Raw genomic sequence first — 18,090 nt, 5'->3', positions numbered from 1 at the left:
GCAGGCACCACCCGGGAGGTCCCCATGCCCGAACTGCGTGTCGTGGCCGTCTCCAATGACGGCACACGGCTGGTGCTGAAGGCTGCCGATTCTACGGAGTACACGCTTCCGATCGACGAACGCCTGCGCGCCGCCGTGCGCGGCGACCGGCCCCGCCTCGGCCAGATCGAGATCGAGGTGGAGAGCCATCTCCGCCCCCGTGACATCCAGGCGCGGATACGTGCGGGCGCGACCGCGGAAGAGGTCGCGCAGCTCGCCGGCATCCCCGTCGACCGGGTGCGGCGCTTCGAGGGTCCGGTACTGGCCGAGCGCGCCTTCATGGCCGAAAGAGCCCGCAAGACCCCGGTCCGCCGGCCCGGCGAGAACTCCGGTCCGCTGCTCGGCGAGGCCGTCCAGGAGCGCCTGTTGCTGCGCGGTGCCGAGAAGGACACCGTGCAGTGGGACTCCTGGCGCCGCGACGACGGCACCTGGGAGGTCCTGCTGGTCTACCTGGTCGCGAGCGAGCCGCACTCGGCGAGCTGGACGTACGACCCGCCCCGGCGGCTCGTCCAGGCCGTCGACGACGAGGCGCGCTCGCTGATCGGGGAGTCCGACGACCTCGGCTCGCCCGAGCCGAGCTTCCCCTTCGTGCCGCGCATCGCCCGGCTGCCGCGTGACCGCCCGCTGGACCGTGCCCTGGACCGGGAGCGGCCCAGCCTGCCGGCGCAGGCGCCCGAGCCGGCCGAGGAGATCACGGGCGAGCGCGACTCACTGACCAGCCTGCTGGAGGCGGTGCCCAGCTTCCGGGGCGACCTGGTGGTCCCGGAGCGGCCCGCGGAGTCCCCCGAGGAGCCGCCGGAGACCGAACCGGAGGCGGAGGAGCCCCCCGCCCCGGCGGCCTCGGCCGGTTCCGCCTACGCCGACGTCCTCATGCCCCGCTCGGTCGCCAGCCACCGCGACCGCCTCATCGGTGCCACCGACCGCCAGGCCGAGGCCGACGGGGTCCGCCCCGGACGCCGGGCCGCCGTTCCCAGCTGGGACGAGATCGTGTTCGGGACCCGGCGCAAGAAGCAGGAGTAGCGCGCAAGAAGCAGGCGCGGCGGACCGTACGGCCGCACACGGAGGGGGCTTCCGCACCGGAAGCCCCCTTTGTTCGCCGTCCGCTTCGCCCGTGGTTCCCCGTTACTGCGGGTCGGGCCCCGTCGCCACCGGCCGGGACGGATCCGAGGACCACTCCGACCAGGAGCCCACGTACAGCGCCGCCGGGATGCCCGCGACCGCGAGGGCCAGCGCCTCGTGGGCCGCGGAGACACCCGAGCCGCAGTAGACGCCGACCTCGGCGTCCGGCGACGCGCCGAGGTTCCTGAAGCGGGCCCGCAGTTCCTCGGCGGGCAGGAACCGGCCGTCCGCCCTCACGTTCTCGGTCGTCGGCGCGGACACGGCGCCCGGGATGTGCCCGCCGACCCGGTCGATGGGCTCCACGTCCCCCCGGTACCGCTCCGCCGCCCGGGCGTCGAGCAGCACGCCGGAGCGGGCCAGCGCGGCGGCGGCATCCGCGTCGAGGAGTCCCCCGGGACCCGGCGCCGGCTCGAAGTCGCCCTCGGCCGGGGCGGGTACGTCCGCCGGAAGGGGGCCCTCCCAGGCCGGCAACCCGCCGTCGAGGACCCGCACGTCCGGGTGACCCGTCCAGCGCAGCAGCCACCACGCACGCGCGGCCGCCCAGCCCTGCCCCCCGTCGTAGACGACCACGGGCCGGCCCGGCGACACACCCGCCCGGCGCATCGCGGCGCCGAACTCCGCCAGGTCGGGCAGCGGATGACGGCCGCGCTCCCCCGGCGCCGAGGCGAGTTCCGCGTCCAGGTCGACGAACACGGCGCCGGGCAGATGCCCGGCCGCGTACTCGGCCCGTCCGTCGAAGGCCGGCGCCCCGGCCGCCTTGGCCATGCTGAGCTGCCAGCGGACGTCCAGCAGCACGGGCGGATTGGCCCCGGTCAAGTCGTGCGCGAGTTCCGTTGCGGTGATGATGGCTTTCATGGCGTCCATCCATACGTCAGGGGTGGCCGCGTCGTCCAGGTCCGACTACTCTGCTCCGCCGGACAGGCTCGATCACCAGGCGTACGGGATCGGGCACATGCTGTACATCCGATGAACACCTGGCGGCGCTGCCGTGGCACCGGGGGGCCACGCACGGGGCGGGCATCGGCACGGGGCGTGCGCGCGGTCTGTGCACGTGGATGCGGGAAGCGGAAGCGACACGGCCACCGCGAGGGGCCGGGGAGAGAGTGACGATGACCGAGGCACGGGGGTCGGCCGGCCCGAACGGCGGCACGCACGGTCGGCGCGCGCCCGGCACACCCTGCTGGGTGAGTCTCATGGTGCACGGGCTGACCACGACCGAGGAGTTCTACGGGGAGCTCTTCGGCTGGGAGTTCGAGCCCGGCCCCCAGCAGCTCGGCCCGTATGTGCGGGCCCTGCTCGACGGGCGCCGGGTGGCGGGCATCGGCGAGCTGGCGCCGGACCTCGAACTGCCCACCGCCTGGACGCCGTACTTCGCCTCGGACGACGTGGGCCGGACGGCCGAGACGGTACGGCTGTGCGGCGGCACCGTGGGTGTGGGTCCCCTGGACGCGGCCGACGACGGGCGGCTCGTCCTCGGCTCCGACACCTCGGGGGCCGTGTTCGGTGTCTGGCAGGGGGCGCCGGGGCACCCCGGCACGGCCGTCACCGGCGTCCACGGCACGCCGGCCTGGAACGAGCTGCTGACCTTCGAGACCGTGAGCGTCAGCAAGTTCTACAAGACGGTGTTCGGGTACGAAGAGGGTCCGGAGGAGCCGGAGGTCGCCGCCGGTTTCGACTATGTGACCCTGCGTCTGGCGGACAGTCCGGTCGCCGGCATCCACGGTGTCGGCCACTCCCTGCCCCGGGACCGGGGCCCGCACTGGCTGACGTACTTCCAGGTCGACGACGCGGACGACACGCTGAGGCAGGTGGCCGGGCTGGGCGGCCGGGTCCTCGAACCGGCCCACGACACCGCGCACGGCCGGGTCGCGACGGTGACGGACCCGGAGGGCGCGCCGTTCTCGGTGGTCCAGGATCCGCGCTAGCGCGGTCTGCTCAGCGGTCCGTTCAGCGCTCTGCTCAGCGGTCCGTTCAGGGAGAGGAGACGGGCAGGACGTCCGGGGACAGGGCCGCCGCGCGGGCCGTCGCCGCCGTCATGCGACGGCGGTGGTGGCGGCGGCAGAGCACCTCGTAGCCGATCTCGTCCGCGGACTGGTTGACGTCGCCGACGACCACCTGGGCGCCCTCGACCACCATGACACCGCCCACCGTACGGGCGTTGTGGGTGGCCCGGTCGCCGCACCAGCACAGCGCCTCGACCTGGAGCACCTCGACCCGGTCGGCCAGCTCCACCAGCCGCTGGGAGCCGGGGAACAGCTTGGAGCGGAAGTCGGTGGTGATGCCGAAGGCGTACACGTCCAGGCCCAGGTCGTCGACGACGCGGGCGAGCTGGTCTATCTGCTCCGGCGCCAGGAACTGCGCCTCGTCCGCGATCACGTAGTCCGCGCGGCCGCCCTGCGAGAGGTGCTCGACGAGGTACGCGTACAGGTCCTGCCCGTCCTCGACCTCGACCGCGTCGGTGACCAGGCCGAGGCGGGAGGACAGCTTGCCCTCGCCGGCCCGGTCGTCACGGGTGAAGATCATGCCGACGAGACCGCGCGCGGAGCGGTTGTGCTCGATCTGGAGAGCCAGGGTCGACTTCCCGCAGTCCATGGTTCCGGAGAAGAACACCAGCTCGGGCATGGCGGGGTGAGCACCTTTCGGCGGAGACGGCGGGTACGGCGGGGACGGAGACGACTGCGGTTCGGCGGCGAGGTCTTCAGGAGCGTACTTCGAGCAACGGAACCAACTGCTCGGCAGGGGTCATGGAACCGTGGTTGCCGACCATGGACGACTCCTTCGGCTCCCGCTCGGAGGCGATGAGCAGCACGTCGTCGTACGCGGCCGCGACCACGTCACCGATGCGCGGGTACACACGGTCTTCGCATTCACCGGGCGGCCCGAACCAGCCCGCCGCGATCGCCTCGTCCCGCGAGGCCACCCAGAACTGCTCGCCGAGCACCTCGCGCCAGACGGTCAGGACGTCGTTCTCGGCGCCCGGCACCGCGTACACGTGGCGGGCTCGTCCCTCGCCGCCCAGCAGGGCGACCCCGGCGCGCAGTTCCCAGTCCTCGTCGAAGTCGATGCGGTGCTGCTCGTCGAACGGGATGTCGACCATGCCGTGGTCGGCGGTGATGTAGAGCGCACTGCGCGGGGGCAGTTGCTCGGCCAGGCGCTGGGCCAGCCGGTCGACGTGCATCAGCTGGCCGAGCCAGGTGTCGGACGCGATGCCGTAGCGGTGCCCGGCGCCGTCGAGTTCGGCGTAGTACGTGTAGACCAGGGAGCGGTCGCCGGCCGCCAGTTGCTCGGCCGCGAGGTCCATGCGCTCCTCGCCGGTCAGCCGCCCGAAGAACGTCCCGCCACTGAGCGCGACCTTGGTCAGCGGGGTGTTCTGGAAGGTCGGGGAGGACACCTGGGCGGCGTGCACACCCGCCTTCTGGGCCAGCTGGAAGACGGTGGGGTACGGCTGCCACGGGCCGGGCGGGGTCCACGGATTCCAGCGGAGCTGGTTCATCAGCTCGCCGGTCGCCGGATTGCGGACCGTGTAGCCGGGCAGGCCGTGCGCGCCCGGCGGCAGGCCGGTGCCGACGGAGGCCAGGGAGGTCGCGGTGGTCGCCGGGTACCCGGCGGTGAGCGGGCGGCCCGTGCCCCCGCGCGAGCTGCCGAGCAGCGAGGTCAGGAAGGGGGCCTCGTCGGAATGGGCCTTGATCTGCTCCCAGCCGAGGCCGTCGATCAGGAAGACGCAGTTGCGGTCCGCCGGGGTCAGCTCCGTGATCGCGGCGGTCATGCCGGGTACGGCCATCCCGGCGGCCAGGGTGGGCAGCAGGTCGGCGAGCGATCCGGTGCCGTACTCGGGCAGCGGTGCCGAGTCGGGGGAGAGCGGTTCCGGGTGGTCCCAGGCTGCGGCTGCGGACTGGGACATCAGCGTGTGACGTCCGCGGTCGCCTCGGAGACGGCCTGCGCGAAGACGAGCGTCTGGCGCACCGTCTCCGGGCCGTCCCCGGCCTCGCTGACGCGCAGGCTGAGGTCGTCGGCCGTGGAATTGCCGGTGTAGCCGTGGTCGGCCTCGCAGTTGGGGTCACCGCAGGCGGCGGGCTCCAGGTCGATGCGGGAGACGGCGCCCCAGCCGATGGTCAGCACGACCTCGCGGGGCAGGGTGCCCGGGGTGTACTGCTCCGGGTTGGCGACCACGCGGCTGACGACGACCGACGAGATCCGGCTGAGCTTCACCGACTCGGTGGACGTCGTGGCGTACGGCGTCGGGGAGGTGCTGTCGGCGGCCTGCTCGTCGGTGTGGCTGACGATGAAGCGGTTGCCGGTGAGGACCAGTACGGTGACGTGCCGCCGCACTTCGTTCTGGTCGAACGTGGTCTCCTGGTGGACCAGGTACGACCGGATGGGCTCGCCGCCCACGGCGGCCTCCACCGCCTCGGCCACGAGGGCCGGGTAGTAGCCGCTGCGCTCGATCGCCGCGCGCAGCCCCTGGGACGTCGTACTGGTCTTGGCCATGGCGTCCATCCTAATCCGTGGGCAGGGGCGGTCCGGGCCAGTCAGAGGCAGCCGGGCCGGGTCCTCCGGCCGTACGCGGGTGCCTGCCCACCGCCTGTCCGGCTCAGTAGACCGGCAGGGTGCGCGGGCCGAGGTCGTCGCGGGCGGGCGGGGGTGCGAGGCGCACGGAGGCGCTGAGGGCGCTCAGGCCCCGCGAGGCGACCACGACGGGCTCCAGGGTGACCGCGACGACCTCGGGGTGGTCGTCGACCAGGCGGGACACGCGCAGCAGCAGCTCCTCCAGGGCCGGGGTGTCCACGGGGGTCGAGCCGCGCCAGCCGAACAGCAGCGGCGCCGTCCGGATCGACCGCACCAGGGAGGTCGCCTCCCGGTCGGTCACCGGAACCAGCCGGTGCGCCGTGTCACCGAGCAGCTGCGAGGCCGCTCCGGCGAGCCCGAAGGAGAGCACCGCCCCGGCCGCCGGGTCGATCACGGCCCGTACGACGGTGTCGACGCCGCGCGGTGCCATCCTCTGCACCACCGGCCGCAGCTCCTCGGGCCTGCCGAACAGCTCGGTCAACTCCGCGTAGGCCCGGCGTAGTTGCTCCTCGTCCGCGAGGTCGAGGCGTACGCCGCCCAGGTCGGCGCGGTGCCGCAGGTGCGGGGCGGTCGCCTTGAGGGCCACGGGGTAGCCGAGGGTGCGGGCGGCTTCGGCGGCGGCGTCCGGGGTGGGCGCGGGCAGCGCGCGGTGCACCCGGATGCCGTACTTCCCGAGCAGCTCGCAGGTCTCCTCCGTCCCGAGCGTCAGGCCCTGCCCGCGCGCGAGCATCCCGTCGATCAGCCGGGCGGCCCCCTTCTCGTCGATGTCCTCGTACTCGGGCACCTTCCCCGGGGTGGCGGCCTCCCTTCGCCACTGCGCGTACTTCACGGCTTCCCCGAGAGCCCGTACGGCCCGCTCGGCGGCGGGGTAGGCGGGGATGAGCCGCGAGTCGGCCCGGGAGGTGTCAGGAGGCACGGTTTCCCGCGTCTGTGGCGCGGCCGGCCATCGTGCCGCGGGGCGGTGGGCGTCCCCCCGCTCGACGGACGCCGGTGCCGTACTCGCCGCGGCCGACAACGCCTCCGCGAGCCCCCCGAGCTCCACGTGCACGACGAGCACCGGCTTCCCCGGCACCCCGGCGGCGGCCGACCGCAGCGCCTCCGCCAGCTCCGCGTCCCCCGGCGACGCCTCACCGATCGCGGGTATGGCGGTCACCACCACCGCGTCACAGGTGTCGTCGGCCAGCGCCCGGGACAGCGCCGCGTGAAAGTCCTCCGCGGACGCCCCCGTCGTGAGGTCCAGGGGACGCATCGGCCGCAGCCCCTCCGCGAGACACTGGTCGTACGTCAGCAGCCCCAGCGATTCCGAGTTCCCCAGGATCGCCACCCGCGGCCCGGCGGGCAGCGGCTGCCGGGCGAGCAGCAGTCCCGCGTCGACCAGTTCGGTGATCGTGTCCACCCGGATCACCCCGGCCTGCCTGAGCAGTGCGGACACGGTGGCGTGCGGCAGCCGCGTGGCCCGTACCGCGTGCCCCTGCGGCGCGGACCCGGCTCCCTGCACCACCACCAGCGGTTTCGCCGCGGCGGTCCGCCGGGCGAGCCGGGTGAACTTGCGGGGGTTGCCGATGGACTCCAGGTACATGAGGACGACGTCGGTGTCCGGATCGTCGTACCAGTACTGGAGGACGTCGTTGCCGGAGACGTCCGCCCTGTTGCCGGACGACACGAAGGTGGAGACGCCCGTGACGCCGGTGACCCCTCCCCCGCGCCGGTGCAGCCGGGACAGCAGCGCGATGCCGATGGCGCCGGACTGGGCGAACAGCCCGATGCGGCCGGGGCGGGGCATCTCGGGTGCCAGGGAGGCGTTGAGCCGCACCTCCTCGGAGGTGTTGATGACCCCGAAGGCGTTCGGCCCGATGATCCGCATGCCGTACGTGCGCGCCTGCCGGACGAGTGCGCGCTGTCGCTCGCGCCCGTCGGGCCCGGCCTCCGCGTACCCGGCGGCGAGCACGACGAGCCCCTGTACGCCGTGCTCACCGCACTCGGCGACCACTTCGGGCACGTGCTCGGCGGGCACGGCCACGACGGCCAGGTCCACGGGGTCGTCGATCTCCCGCACCGAGCGGTGCGCGGGCACCCCGCCGGCCTCCTTCAGGTCCTCGGGGTAGGCCTTGTTGACGGCGTACAGGCGTCCGGTGAAGCCGGCGTCCCTGAGGTTGCCGAGGACGCCGCGCCCCACGCCCCCGGGCGCGCGGCCCACGCCGACGACGGCGACCGACCGCGGCACCAGCAGCCGCCGCACCGACCGCGCCTCGGCGCGCTGTTCCCGCGCGCGCTGGACGGCGAGCGAGCGGTCGGTGGGTTCGAGGTCGAACTCCAGGCGTACGACGCCGTCCTCGAAGCTGCGCTTCTGGGTGTACCCGGCGTCCGTGAACACCTTGATCATCTTGGTGTTGGCGGGGAGGACCTCGGCGGCGAAGCGGCGGATGCCCCGCTCGCGCGCGACGGCCGCGACGTGTTCGAGGAGAGCGGAGGCGACCCCACGGCCCTGGTGGGCGTCCTGCACCAGGAAGGCGACCTCGGCCTCGTCGGAGGGTGCGGAGGCGGGCATGCCGTCGGCGCCGATGCGGTCATAGCGTACGGTGGCGATGAACTCGCCGCCGACCGTGGCCGCGAGTCCCACCCGGTCCACAAAGTCGTGGTGCGTGAAGCGGTGGACGTCCTTGGCCGACAGCCGCGGGTAGGGCGCGAAGAAGCGGTAGTACTTCGACTCGTCCGAGACCTGTTCGTAGAAGCTGACCAGCCGGTCGGCGTCATCAACGGTGATGGGCCGGATGCGCGCGGTTCCGCCGTCGCGCAGCACCACGTCCGCCTCCCAGTGGGCGGGGTACTCGTGCCGGTCCTGCCGGTCCGCCGGGGTCTGCATGGGCCCCAGAGTACGGCTCGCGTCCGACAACGGCGCGAGGCAGTCTGTGGAGGACGACATCGGATCGAGGCCGCGATCCGAGGACACACCCGGACGGGACGAAGGACCGTCCGGGCATGCTTCACGATATGGGAAACTGGTCTAGACAACCCTGAGAACCGAAGGGCAGCAACACATGGCTGAGCGCCGCGTCAACGTCGGCTGGGCCGAGGGCCTCCACGCCCGCCCCGCATCCATCTTCGTCCGAGCCGCCACGGCCGCAGGCGTGCCTGTGACGATCGCCAAGACCGGCGGCACTCCGGTCAACGCGGCCTCCATGCTGGCCGTCCTCGGCCTCGGCGCCCAGGGCGGCGAGGAGATCGTCCTCGCCTCCGACGCCGAGGGTGCGGACGCCGCCCTGGACCGGCTGGCGAAGCTGGTCTCCGAGGGACTCGAGGAACTGCCCGAGACCGTCTGAGCGCACACCGCACAGAACTGCGGAGCCGCGTCGGCCCATTCGGGCGGCGCGGCTCCGCCGTGTTTACCGGGAATTCCGGGAGCGCCATGAATTCAGGCAGCGGAAAATACCCCCGCCGAATTACTCTTCTTTGTATACGGCGCCCGTGTTAATGCCGCAGGCTCGGCATGTTTACGGCTTGTTGCGAAGTCCTCACACGTTCCGGGCGGTCGGTGCCGCCGGTGAGACGCAGCCGGTGCGCGGCCGTCGCGCGCTCCGTGTGCAGCGCCGTGATCGCCCTGGCGCGCTCGCCGTCGCCGCGCGCCACCGCGTCCACGATGGCGCCGTGCTCGGTCCAGGACTCCACCGGGTCGGCGGGCCCGTCCACCGCGTACATCCAGGCGATCTTGTGCCGCAGCTGGGTCAGTACGGAGGTCAGGGCGTGGCTGCCGGAGGCCTGGGCGAGCGTCTCGTGGAACCAGCCGTCCAGGGAGCGCAGGTCGTCGCTGTTGCCCCGGCGGGCCCGCTCCTGGCCCAGCCGCACCAGGCCGCGCAGCACCTTGAGATGGGCCTCGGTGCGCCGCTGGGCGGCCCGGGCGGCGCCGAGGGGCTCCATCAGGATGCGCATCTCCAGCAGGTCGGCGGCCTCCTGCTCGGTCGGCTCGGCGACGCACGCGCCCGCGTGCCGCCGGGTCACCACGAAACCCTCGGCCTCCAGGGTGCGCAGGGCCTCGCGGACGGGGACGCGCGAGACGCCGTAGCGGCGGGCGAGGAGTTCCTCCGTGAGGCGGCCGCCGCGCTCGTGGACGCCGGCCACGATGTCGTCCCGGATCGCGGTGCATACCGAGTGCGCCGGAATACGCATGACCGACCTCCGCTTTAATCCCCGTGAAACGTCGCCGATGGAGGCGCGTTCCGTGACTCTATTGCAATCAGCGGGAATTTCCGACGGCGGGTCGGAATCCATGGATATTTTTTGGACAGCGGGGAGTGGCGGGGCGTACGAAACCACGAAAGCCCCGGCTCGTGGCCGGGGCTTCGGGAGGGGGGTGGGTCTTCTGGCGGGGGGCCTTCGTCAGACGTTCACGCCGTGCTTGCGGAGATAGGCGACGGGGTCGACGTCGGAGCCGTACTCGGGGCCGGTGCGGGCCTCGAAGTGGAGGTGCGGCCCGGTGGTGTTGCCGGTCGAGCCGGACAGGCCGATCTGCTGGCCCGGGACGACCTTCTGCCCCACCGAGACGCCGATGGACGACAGATGGCCGTACTGGGTGTACATGCCGTCGGCCATCTTGATCACGATCTGGTTGCCGTACGCCCCGCCCCAGCCGGTGGACACCACGGTGCCGGAGCCGACCGCGTGGACCGCGGTGCCGCTCGCGGCGTGGAAGTCGATGCCGGTGTGCGAGCCGGAGGACCACAGGGAGCTGCTGGCCTGGTAGCCGGTGGAGACGTAGGACCCGGTGACCGGCGCCACGAAGGTGTTGAGCCGCTTGCGCTCGGCCTCACGGGCCGCCCGCGCCTTGGCCTCGCGCGCCTTCTCCGCCTGCGCGCGGGCCTGCTCGGCGGCCTTCTTCCGCGCCGCTTCCTCGGCCGCCTTCAGGTCGGCGGCCTCCTGCTGGGCGGCGGCCTGGGCGTCGATGTGCTCGGGCACCGATTCGCTGATGGCGATGACCGGGGTGAGGGCGGTCTGCTCGGGTGCGGGCGCGGGCTCCGCGGCGAGTGCCGGGGCGGCCAGGCTGCCGACGGCGCCGGTGGTGGCGAGGGCCGCGACGCCCGCCGCGCGGACGGTGGTGCGGTGCATCCGGCTGGGACGGCGGTGCTTCCCGGTGGCGCGGGTGAACGCCATGAAGTGGCTGGTCCTTTCCTTCCTTCTCGCCTACCGGGTTAGCTGACGGGTTCGGAGCAGGAAGGTCTCCTACGGACCCCCTCGCGGTGCGCGCGGGCGTCCGATTCACCCCAGGGACGATGGGTCCCCGGCTCCCCTGGCTCGCGCCGTACGGGGACTCGGCGATCGCTGTCCGGTGCCGCGGGTGCGGCGCACTGCCTGACGAACAGCCTCGATGACGCTAAGGGCCGCGACTTTCAATCCTCAAACGCAACAGGGTTTTTGTAGTGCACGCCACAGGTCAGACAGGCAACCTCCGCCCCAATTCGGACATCTGGCCAGGGGCATGGGGAACGGACCCGGGACAAGCGTGGGGCCCTGGTGATCCATCGTCACCTGGGCCCCACGCGCGCGTGCCGCTGTCGCCCGGCTACTCGGCCGGCACGACGGAGACCTCGCCGATGCCGAGGGCCTCGACCGGCTCCTTGATCTGCGCCGCGTCCCCGACCAGGATCGTCACCAGACGGTCCACCGGGAAGGCGTTGACGACCGCCGCGGTGGCCTCCACCGTGCCGCTCGCGGCGAGCTGCCGGTACAGCGTCGCCTGGAAGTCGTCGGGCAGGTACTGCTCCACCTGGTCGGCCAGCGTGCTCGCCACGGCCGCCGCCGTCTCGTACTTCAGCGGCGCCACCCCGACGAGGTTCTGCACGGCCACGTCGCGCTCGGCGTCGGTGAGCCCCTCCGCGGCGAGCGTGCGCAGCACCGTCCACAGGTCCTGGAGGGCGGGACCGGTGTTCGGGGTGTCCACGGAGCCGCTGATGGCCAGCATCGAGGCGCCGTTGCCCTCGGGGCCGGACCTGAGGACCTGCCCGAACGCGCGGACGCCGTAGGTGTAGCCCTTCTCCTCGCGCAGGACGCGGTCCAGGCGGGAGGTGAGGGTGCCGCCGAGGCAGTAGGTGCCGAGGACCTGGGCGGGCCACACACGGTCGTGCCGGTCGGCGCCGACGCGGCCGATGAGCAGCTGGGTCTGGACGGCGCCGGGACGGTCGACGATGACGACGCGTCCGGTGTCGTCGGCGGTCACCGGCGGCACCGGGCGCGGCTGGGCCGCGGAGCCGCTCCACGCGCCCAGGGTCTCTCCGAGCAGCTCGTCGAGGTCGATGCCGGTGAGGTCGCCGACCACGACGGCGGTGGCGGTGGCGGGCCGCACGTACCGCTCGTAGAAGGCGCGAACGGCCGCCGAGTCGATCTTGGCGACGGTGTCCTCGGTGCCCTGGCGGGGCCGGGACATGCGGGCGGTCGCCGGGAAGAGCTGCCTGGACAGCTCCTTGGCGGCGCGGCGGGAGGGGTTGGCCAGCTCGTGCGGGATCTCGTCGAGACGGTTGCGCACCAGCCGCTCGACCTCGCTGTCGGCGAACGCGGGCGCTCTGAGGGCGTCGGCCAGCAGCCCGAGCCCCTTGGCGAGACGGGAGGCCGGGACCTCCAGGCTGAGGCGGACGCCGGGGTGGTCGGCGTGCATGTCCAGCGTGGCGCCCGCACGCTCCAGCTCGGCGGCGAACTCCTCGGCCGAGTGCTTGTCGGTGCCCTCGGAGAAGGCCCGCGCCATGATCGTGGCGACGCCGTCCAGGCCGGCCGGCTCGGCGTCCAGGGGCGCGTCCAGCAGCACCTCGACGGCGACGACCTGCTGGCCGGGGCGGTGGCAGCTCAGGACGGTCAGGCCGTTGTCGAGCGCGCCGCGCTCGGGGGCCGGGAACGCCCACGGCCTGGCCTCGCCCGCCTGAGGCTGCGGGTGGAACTCCATCGCGGCGAGCTCGCTCACTTGGCCGCCTCCTCGTTCTCGTTGTGGTCGGCGCGCGTCTCCACGGTGGCCTCGGCCTCCGGGTCCTCGGGAACGTCCACGTCCTCGGTCTGCTCGGCGGCCTCCGCGGAGACCGGCTCGTAGACGAGCACCGCGCGGTTGTCGGGGCGCAGCTGGGACTTGGCGACCTCCTGGACCTCCTCGGGGGTCACCTCCAGTACGCGCTGGACGGCGGTGAGGGCGAGCTGCGGATCGCCGAACAGGACCGCGTACCGGCACAGTTCGTCGGCGCGGCCCGCGACCGTGCCGAGCCGGTCCAGCCACTCGCGCTCCAACTGGGCCTGGGCGCGCTCCATCTCCTCGGGCGTGGGCCCCTCCTCGGCGAACCGGGCGAGCTCCTCGTCGATCGCGCTCTCGATGACCGGCACCTCGACGTCGCCGGAGGTCTTCACGTCCAGCCAGCCCAGGGAGGGCGCCCCGGCCAGCCGCAGCAGGCCGAACCCGGCCGTGACCGCCGTGCGGTCCCGCCTGACCAGCCGGTTGTAGAGGCGGGAGGACTCGCCGCCGCCGAGGACGGTGAGCGCCAGGTCGGCCGCGTCCGCCGCGCGCGTGCCGTCCTGCGGGAGCCGGTAGGCGGCCATCAGGGCGCGCGCCGGGACCTCCTCCACGACGACCTCGCGCAGCTGCTCGCCGATGGTCCGGGGCAGCGAGCCGTCGCGCGGCTCGGGCTTGCCGTCGTGGCCGGGGATCGAGCCGAAGTACTTCTCGATCCAGGCGAGGGTCTGCCGGGGGTCGATGTCGCCGACGACGGAGAGGACGGCGTTGTTCGGCGCGTAGTAGGTGCGGAAGAACGCGCGCGCGTCCTCCAGCGTCGCCGCGTCCAGGTCCGCCATGGAGCCGATCGGCGTGTGGTGGTAGGGGTGGCCGTCCGGGTAGGCCAGGGCGGTCAGCTTCTCGAAGGCGGTGCCGTACGGGACGTTGTCGTAGCGCTGCCGGCGCTCGTTCTTGACGACGTCCCGCTGGTTCTCCATGGACTCGTCGTCGAGGGCGGTCAGCAGCGAGCCCATGCGGTCGGCCTCGAGCCAGAGGGCGAGCTCCAGCTGGTGGGCGGGCATGGTCTCGAAGTAGTTGGTGCGCTCGAAGCTGGTGGTGCCGTTGAGCGAGCCGCCGGCGCCCTGCACCAGTTCGAAGTGGCCGTTGCCCTTCACCTGCCCGGAGCCCTGGAACATCAGGTGCTCGAAGAGGTGAGCCAGACCGGTGCGTCCCTTGACTTCGTGGCGGGAGCCTACGTCGTACCAGAGGCAGACCGCCGCGACGGGGGTCAGGTGGTCCTCCGAGAGCACCACGCGCAGACCGTTGGCCAGCCGGTGTTCGGTCGCTGTCAGGCCCCCGGAGCCTGCCTCGGCCGTGGTCGTGTGACCCATGGGCATGTACGTCCCTTCGATCGCGGAAGCGGTCGTGAAACCGCGGTCTTCCTGCCGGTCCTGCCACTGTATGCAAGCGTGCGCATCCCGGGCGAAGTTCCCGCGGGACGTACGCCCACAGCGGATCGCGTAGCCTGCGGACAGCCCTGCAGCGGGTGGGGCCCGTCCGACACGTCCGCGTCGTCCGCGAGGAGTCCCGCGGGCGCCCGTGCCGGGGCCTGGCCCGCGCTGTCAGTGCCGCGGTCCACAATGGTCCGCGTCAGATCCCGTCAATCGCTTCAGCAAGAGCGAGCCGAAGGGGCAAGAGCGACCCGTAGGCGCGCGACCAGAAAAGAGGAGCCGGCAGCGATGGCCCGCCGCAGCACGAAGACCCCGCCGCCCGACGACTCGTTCGAGGAGAGGATCCTCGACATCGACGTCGTGGACGAGATGCGTGGCTCCTACCTCGAGTACGCGTACTCGGTCATCTACTCGCGCGCCCTGCCGGACGCCCGCGACGGCCTCAAGCCCGTGCACCGCCGCATCGTCTACCAGATGAACGAGATGGGCCTGCGCCCGGAGCGGGGCTATGTGAAGTGCGCCCGCGTCGTCGGCGACGTCATGGGCAAGCTGCACCCGCACGGCGACGCGTCGATCTACGACGCGCTGGTGCGCATGGCACAGCCCTTCTCGATGCGCGTGCCCCTGGTGGACGGCCACGGCAACTTCGGCTCGCTGGGCAACGACGACCCGCCGGCGGCCATGCGGTACACCGAGTGCCGGATGGCCGAGGCGACGAGCCTGATGACCGAGTCGATCGACGAGGACACGGTCGACTTCGTCCCCAACTACGACGGCCAGGAGCGGGAGCCGCTCGCCCTGCCCGCCGCCTTCCCGAACCTGCTGGTCAACGGCGCTTCCGGGATCGCCGTCGGCATGGCCACCAACATGCCGCCGCACAACCTGCGCGAGGTCGTCGCGGCCGCCCGCCACCTGATCAGGCACCCGAACGCCGACCTCGACGCCCTGATGCGGCTCGTCCCGGGCCCCGACCTGCCCACCGGCGGCCGGATCGTCGGCCTCGCCGGCATCCGGGACGCCTACGAGACGGGCCGCGGCACCTTCAAGATCCGCGCCACGGTGGCGGTGGAGACCGTCACCGCGCGCCGCAAGGGCCTGGTCGTCACGGAGCTGCCCTTCACCGTCGGCCCGGAGAAGGTGATCGCCAAGATCAAGGACCTGGTCGGCTCGAAGAGGCTCCAGGGCATCGCCGACGTCAAGGACCTCACCGACCGCGAGCACGGCCTGCGCCTGGTCATCGAGATCAAGAACGGCTTCGTCCCGGAGGCCGTCCTGGAGCAGCTGTACAAGCTGACGCCGATGGAGGAGTCCTTCGGCATCAACAACGTCTGCCTGGTCGACGGCCAGCCGCTCACCCTGGGCCTGAAGGAGCTGCTCGAGGTCTACCTCGACCACCGCTTCGACGTCGTCCGGCGCCGCAGCGAGTTCCGCCGCGGCAAGCGACGCGACCGCCTGCACCTGGTCGAGGGCCTGCTCACGGCCCTGGTGGACATCGACGAGGTCATCCAGCTGATCCGGTCCAGCGAGAACTCCGCGGAGGCCAAGCAGCGCCTGATGGAGCGCTTCTCGCTGAGCGAGATCCAGACGCAGTACATCCTCGACACGCCGCTGCGGCGCCTGACCAGGTTCGACCGCATCGAGCTGGAGGCGGAGAAGGACCGGCTCAACGCGGAGATCGAGGAGCTGACCCGGATCCTGGAGTCGGACGCCGAACTGCGCAAGCTGGTCTCGGCGGAACTGGCCGCGGTGGCCAAGAAGTTCGGCAGCGACCGGCGCACGGTGCTGTTGGAGTCGGGGGGCGCCCCGGTGGCGGCGGTCCCGCTTCAGGTGGCGGACGATCCGTGCCGGGTGCTGCTGTCGTCGACGGGTCTGCTGGCCCGTACGGCGAACAGCGAGCCGTTCGCGGAGGACGCCGACGCCCGGCGCGTCAAGCACGACGTGATCGTCTCGGCGGTTCCGGCGACCGCGCGCGGTGAGGTGGGTGCGGTGACGTCGGCCGGCCGGCTGCTGCGGATCAATGTGGTCGACCTGCCGCAGCTGCCCGACACGGCGACGGCGCCGAACCTCGCCGGTGGCGCGCCGCTGGCGGAGTTCGTCTCCCTGGAGGGCGACGAGACGGTGGTCTGCCTGACCACGCTGGACGAGTCGTCCCCGGGTCTGGCCCTGGGCACGGAGCAGGGCGTGGTCAAGCGTGTGGTCCCCGACTACCCGTCCAACAAGGACGAGCTGGAGGTCATCACGCTCAGGGAGGGTGACCGGATCGTCGGCGCGGCCGAGCTGCGCACCGGCGACGAGGACCTGGTGTTCATCACCGACGACGCCCAGCTGCTGCGCTTCCAGGCGTCCATCGTCCGCCCGCAGGGCCGTCCGGCGGGCGGCATGGCGGGCGTCAAGCTGACCGAGGGCGCGAAGGTGATCTCCTTCACCGCCGTCGACCCGGCGGTGGACGCGGTGGTCTTCACGGTGGCGGGCTCGCGCGGGACGCTGGACGACTCCGTGCAGACGACGGCCAAGCTGACCCCGTTCGACCCGTACCCGCGCAAGGGCCGGGCCACCGGCGGTGTGCGCTGCCAGCGGTTCCTGAAGGGCGAGGACTGCCTGTCCTTCGCGTGGGCGGGTCCGGTACCCGCGCGTGCGGCGCAGAAGGACGGCACCCCGGTCGAGCTTCCGGAGCCGGACCCGCGCCGGGACGGTTCGGGCACCTCGCTGTCGAAGACGGTGGCGGTGATGGCGGGGCCGGTGCTCTAGACCGGCGGGTCCTCGGGGTCGTACTCCGGGGGAACCCCGGGATCGCGTACGTAGCGCAGGACGCCCCACATGCCGTGCTCGTCGGTGTGTGGGGCGTCGTGCTTGCACGCCTCGAGTTCCTTGCCGAGGGTGGGCGTGTCGATGCCGGTGCCGATGAGGACGAGCTGGGTCAGGCGGGTGCCGGCGGGGCCCCAGGGCTCCGGGTAGAAGCGCAGGAACCGGCCGACGGCGTGCACGGCGTACCGGTTCCGGGTGTCGTACGGGCCGAAGTCGACATACCCCTTGATCCGGTAGAGCCCCTCGGCCCGGCTGTCGAGGAAGGCCATCAGGCGGCGCGGTTCGAGGGGGACCTCGGAGGTGAAGGACAGGCTGTCGTACGCGGTGTGCAGATGACCGGCGTGGTCGGCGCCCTCCCCGTGCTGGTGCAGGTCGTGCTCGTGCGGGTCGTCCTCGTGCAGGTCGTCGAAGGACAGCTGGCCGATCCGCTCCTCGCTCGGCCGGCAGTCGAAGAGGAACTCCGGGTCGATGCGGCCGTAGGTGGCGGGGACCACCGCGGCGCGGTCGGTGAGGGACCGGACCAGGCCCAGCACGCGTTCGCCGTCCGCGGCCCGGTCGAGCTTGTTGACCACCACCAGGTCGGCGAGGGCGAGATGCCGGTCGATCTCCGGGTGCTTCGCACGCGTGTCGTCGAACTCGGCGGCGTCGACGACCTCGACGAGCCCTCCGTAGACGATCCCGGGATGCTCGCCGGCCAGCACCATCCGGACGAGTTCCTGGGGTTCGGCGAGGCCGCTGGCCTCGATGACGATGACGTCGATGCCGGTGGCGGGGTCGGCGAGCCGCTCCAGGTAGAGGTCGAGTTCGCTCGCGTCGACGGCGCAGCACAGGCATCCGTTGCCGAGCGAGACGGTGGAGTCGCCGAGCGCCCCCGCGACCGCCATGGCGTCGATCTCGATGGCCCCGAAGTCGTTGACGATCGCCCCGATGCGGCTGCCCCCGCTGCGGTGCAGCAGGTGGTTGAGGAGCGTGGTCTTCCCGGAGCCGAGGAAACCGGCCAGTACGACGACCGGGATCTGCTGCGGACTGCGGCTGTGCCCCAACGTGCGACCTCTCTCACGCGGAAGCGCGCACCGGCTCACGGCCCGGCGCACGGACGAGGATGGAATGCCGACCCAGGATACGAGTGGGGAGAAACCCCGCGATGTGAACGCT

14 protein-coding genes and 1 riboswitch are annotated in these 18,090 nt (G+C 72.5%); of the genes, 4 read left to right on the top strand and 10 right to left on the bottom strand.

Translation table 11 applies throughout. The annotated features are described in order from the left end of the window. The first annotated feature begins 24 nt into the window (after positions 1-24). Positions 25-1,059 (top strand): septation protein SepH, encoded by a 1,035-nt coding sequence (sepH, locus tag ABZ915_RS11940; RefSeq protein WP_361799830.1) that lies wholly within the window; start codon positions 25-27, stop codon positions 1,057-1,059. A gap of 102 nt (positions 1,060-1,161) precedes the next feature. Here sepH and ABZ915_RS11935 read toward each other — a convergent pair whose 3' ends face one another. Beyond that, positions 1,162-2,013 (bottom strand): sulfurtransferase, encoded by an 852-nt coding sequence (locus tag ABZ915_RS11935; RefSeq protein ID WP_361799827.1) that lies wholly within the window; start codon positions 2,011-2,013, stop codon positions 1,162-1,164. Positions 2,014-2,267: 254 nt separating this feature from the next. Here ABZ915_RS11935 and ABZ915_RS11930 point away from each other — a divergent pair, with 254 nt between their 5' ends. After that, positions 2,268-3,083, top strand: coding sequence for a VOC family protein (locus tag ABZ915_RS11930; RefSeq protein ID WP_361799824.1), 816 nt, complete (start codon positions 2,268-2,270; stop codon positions 3,081-3,083). Positions 3,084-3,129: 46 nt separating this feature from the next. On the opposite strand, the gene ABZ915_RS11925 is transcribed toward ABZ915_RS11930, so the two are convergent. From ABZ915_RS11925 to ABZ915_RS11910, 4 genes are all read right to left on the bottom strand, one after another. Then, positions 3,130-3,780, bottom strand: a complete 651-nt coding sequence (locus ABZ915_RS11925; protein ID WP_132850617.1) for a thymidine kinase — start codon at positions 3,778-3,780, stop codon at positions 3,130-3,132. A 76-nt stretch (positions 3,781-3,856) separates the two neighbouring features. Further along, positions 3,857-5,059 (bottom strand): nucleotide pyrophosphatase/phosphodiesterase family protein, encoded by a 1,203-nt coding sequence (locus tag ABZ915_RS11920; RefSeq protein WP_361799820.1) that lies wholly within the window; start codon positions 5,057-5,059, stop codon positions 3,857-3,859. Beyond that, a complete protein-coding gene (locus tag ABZ915_RS11915; RefSeq protein ID WP_361799817.1) occupies positions 5,059-5,655 on the bottom strand; it encodes a DUF5998 family protein in 597 nt (198 codons plus the stop codon). Before ABZ915_RS11915 ends, ABZ915_RS11920 begins: the two co-directional genes overlap by 1 nt. A 94-nt stretch (positions 5,656-5,749) precedes the next feature. Continuing rightward, positions 5,750-8,587, bottom strand: coding sequence for a GNAT family N-acetyltransferase (locus ABZ915_RS11910; RefSeq protein WP_361799814.1), 2,838 nt, complete (start codon positions 8,585-8,587; stop codon positions 5,750-5,752). 175 nt (positions 8,588-8,762) lie between these two features. Between ABZ915_RS11910 and ABZ915_RS11905 the strand changes: the two genes are divergently transcribed. After that, complete coding sequence (locus ABZ915_RS11905) at positions 8,763-9,044, top strand: HPr family phosphocarrier protein (protein WP_361799811.1); 282 nt, start codon at positions 8,763-8,765, stop codon at positions 9,042-9,044. Between the two features lie 148 nt (positions 9,045-9,192). Here the strand turns inward: ABZ915_RS11905 and ABZ915_RS11900 are convergent, their stop codons facing one another. The 4 genes from ABZ915_RS11900 to ABZ915_RS11885 all read right to left on the bottom strand — a co-directional run bounded on the left by ABZ915_RS11900 (position 9,193) and on the right by ABZ915_RS11885 (position 14,076). Next, the gene (locus tag ABZ915_RS11900; protein ID WP_361799808.1) at positions 9,193-9,888 is read right to left on the bottom strand and encodes a GntR family transcriptional regulator; all 696 of its coding nucleotides are present in this window, start codon (positions 9,886-9,888) and stop codon (positions 9,193-9,195) included. A gap of 210 nt (positions 9,889-10,098) precedes the next feature. Continuing rightward, complete coding sequence (locus ABZ915_RS11895; RefSeq protein ID WP_361799805.1) at positions 10,099-10,869, bottom strand: M23 family metallopeptidase; 771 nt, start codon at positions 10,867-10,869, stop codon at positions 10,099-10,101. Between the two features lie 13 nt (positions 10,870-10,882). Next, positions 10,883-11,043, bottom strand: a riboswitch (cyclic di-AMP (ydaO/yuaA leader). 235 nt (positions 11,044-11,278) lie between these two features. Then, entirely contained in the window at positions 11,279-12,667 is a 1,389-nt protein-coding gene (locus tag ABZ915_RS11890; protein WP_361799802.1) for a pitrilysin family protein, read from the bottom strand. Next, positions 12,664-14,076, bottom strand: coding sequence for a pitrilysin family protein (locus ABZ915_RS11885; RefSeq protein ID WP_361799799.1), 1,413 nt, complete (start codon positions 14,074-14,076; stop codon positions 12,664-12,666). Before ABZ915_RS11885 ends, ABZ915_RS11890 begins: the two co-directional genes overlap by 4 nt. 342 nt (positions 14,077-14,418) lie before the next feature. Between ABZ915_RS11885 and ABZ915_RS11880 the strand changes: the two genes are divergently transcribed. Then, positions 14,419-16,878, top strand: coding sequence for a DNA topoisomerase IV subunit A (locus tag ABZ915_RS11880; RefSeq protein WP_361799796.1), 2,460 nt, complete (start codon positions 14,419-14,421; stop codon positions 16,876-16,878). On the opposite strand, the gene ABZ915_RS11875 is transcribed toward ABZ915_RS11880, so the two are convergent. Further along, positions 16,875-17,978 carry a GTP-binding protein gene (locus ABZ915_RS11875; RefSeq protein WP_361799793.1) on the bottom strand — a complete coding sequence of 368 codons (1,104 nt, stop codon included), beginning with the start codon at positions 17,976-17,978 and terminating at the stop codon, positions 16,875-16,877. The genes ABZ915_RS11880 and ABZ915_RS11875 overlap by 4 nt on opposite strands. Between the last annotated feature and the right edge of the window lie 112 nt (positions 17,979-18,090).

It is taken from the genome of Streptomyces sp. NPDC046915, assembly GCF_040644935.1.
Classification (GTDB): domain Bacteria; phylum Actinomycetota; class Actinomycetes; order Streptomycetales; family Streptomycetaceae; genus Streptomyces.
The sequence above is the reverse complement of the archived record's forward strand: the minus strand, read 5'-3'. Positions and strand labels throughout refer to the sequence as shown.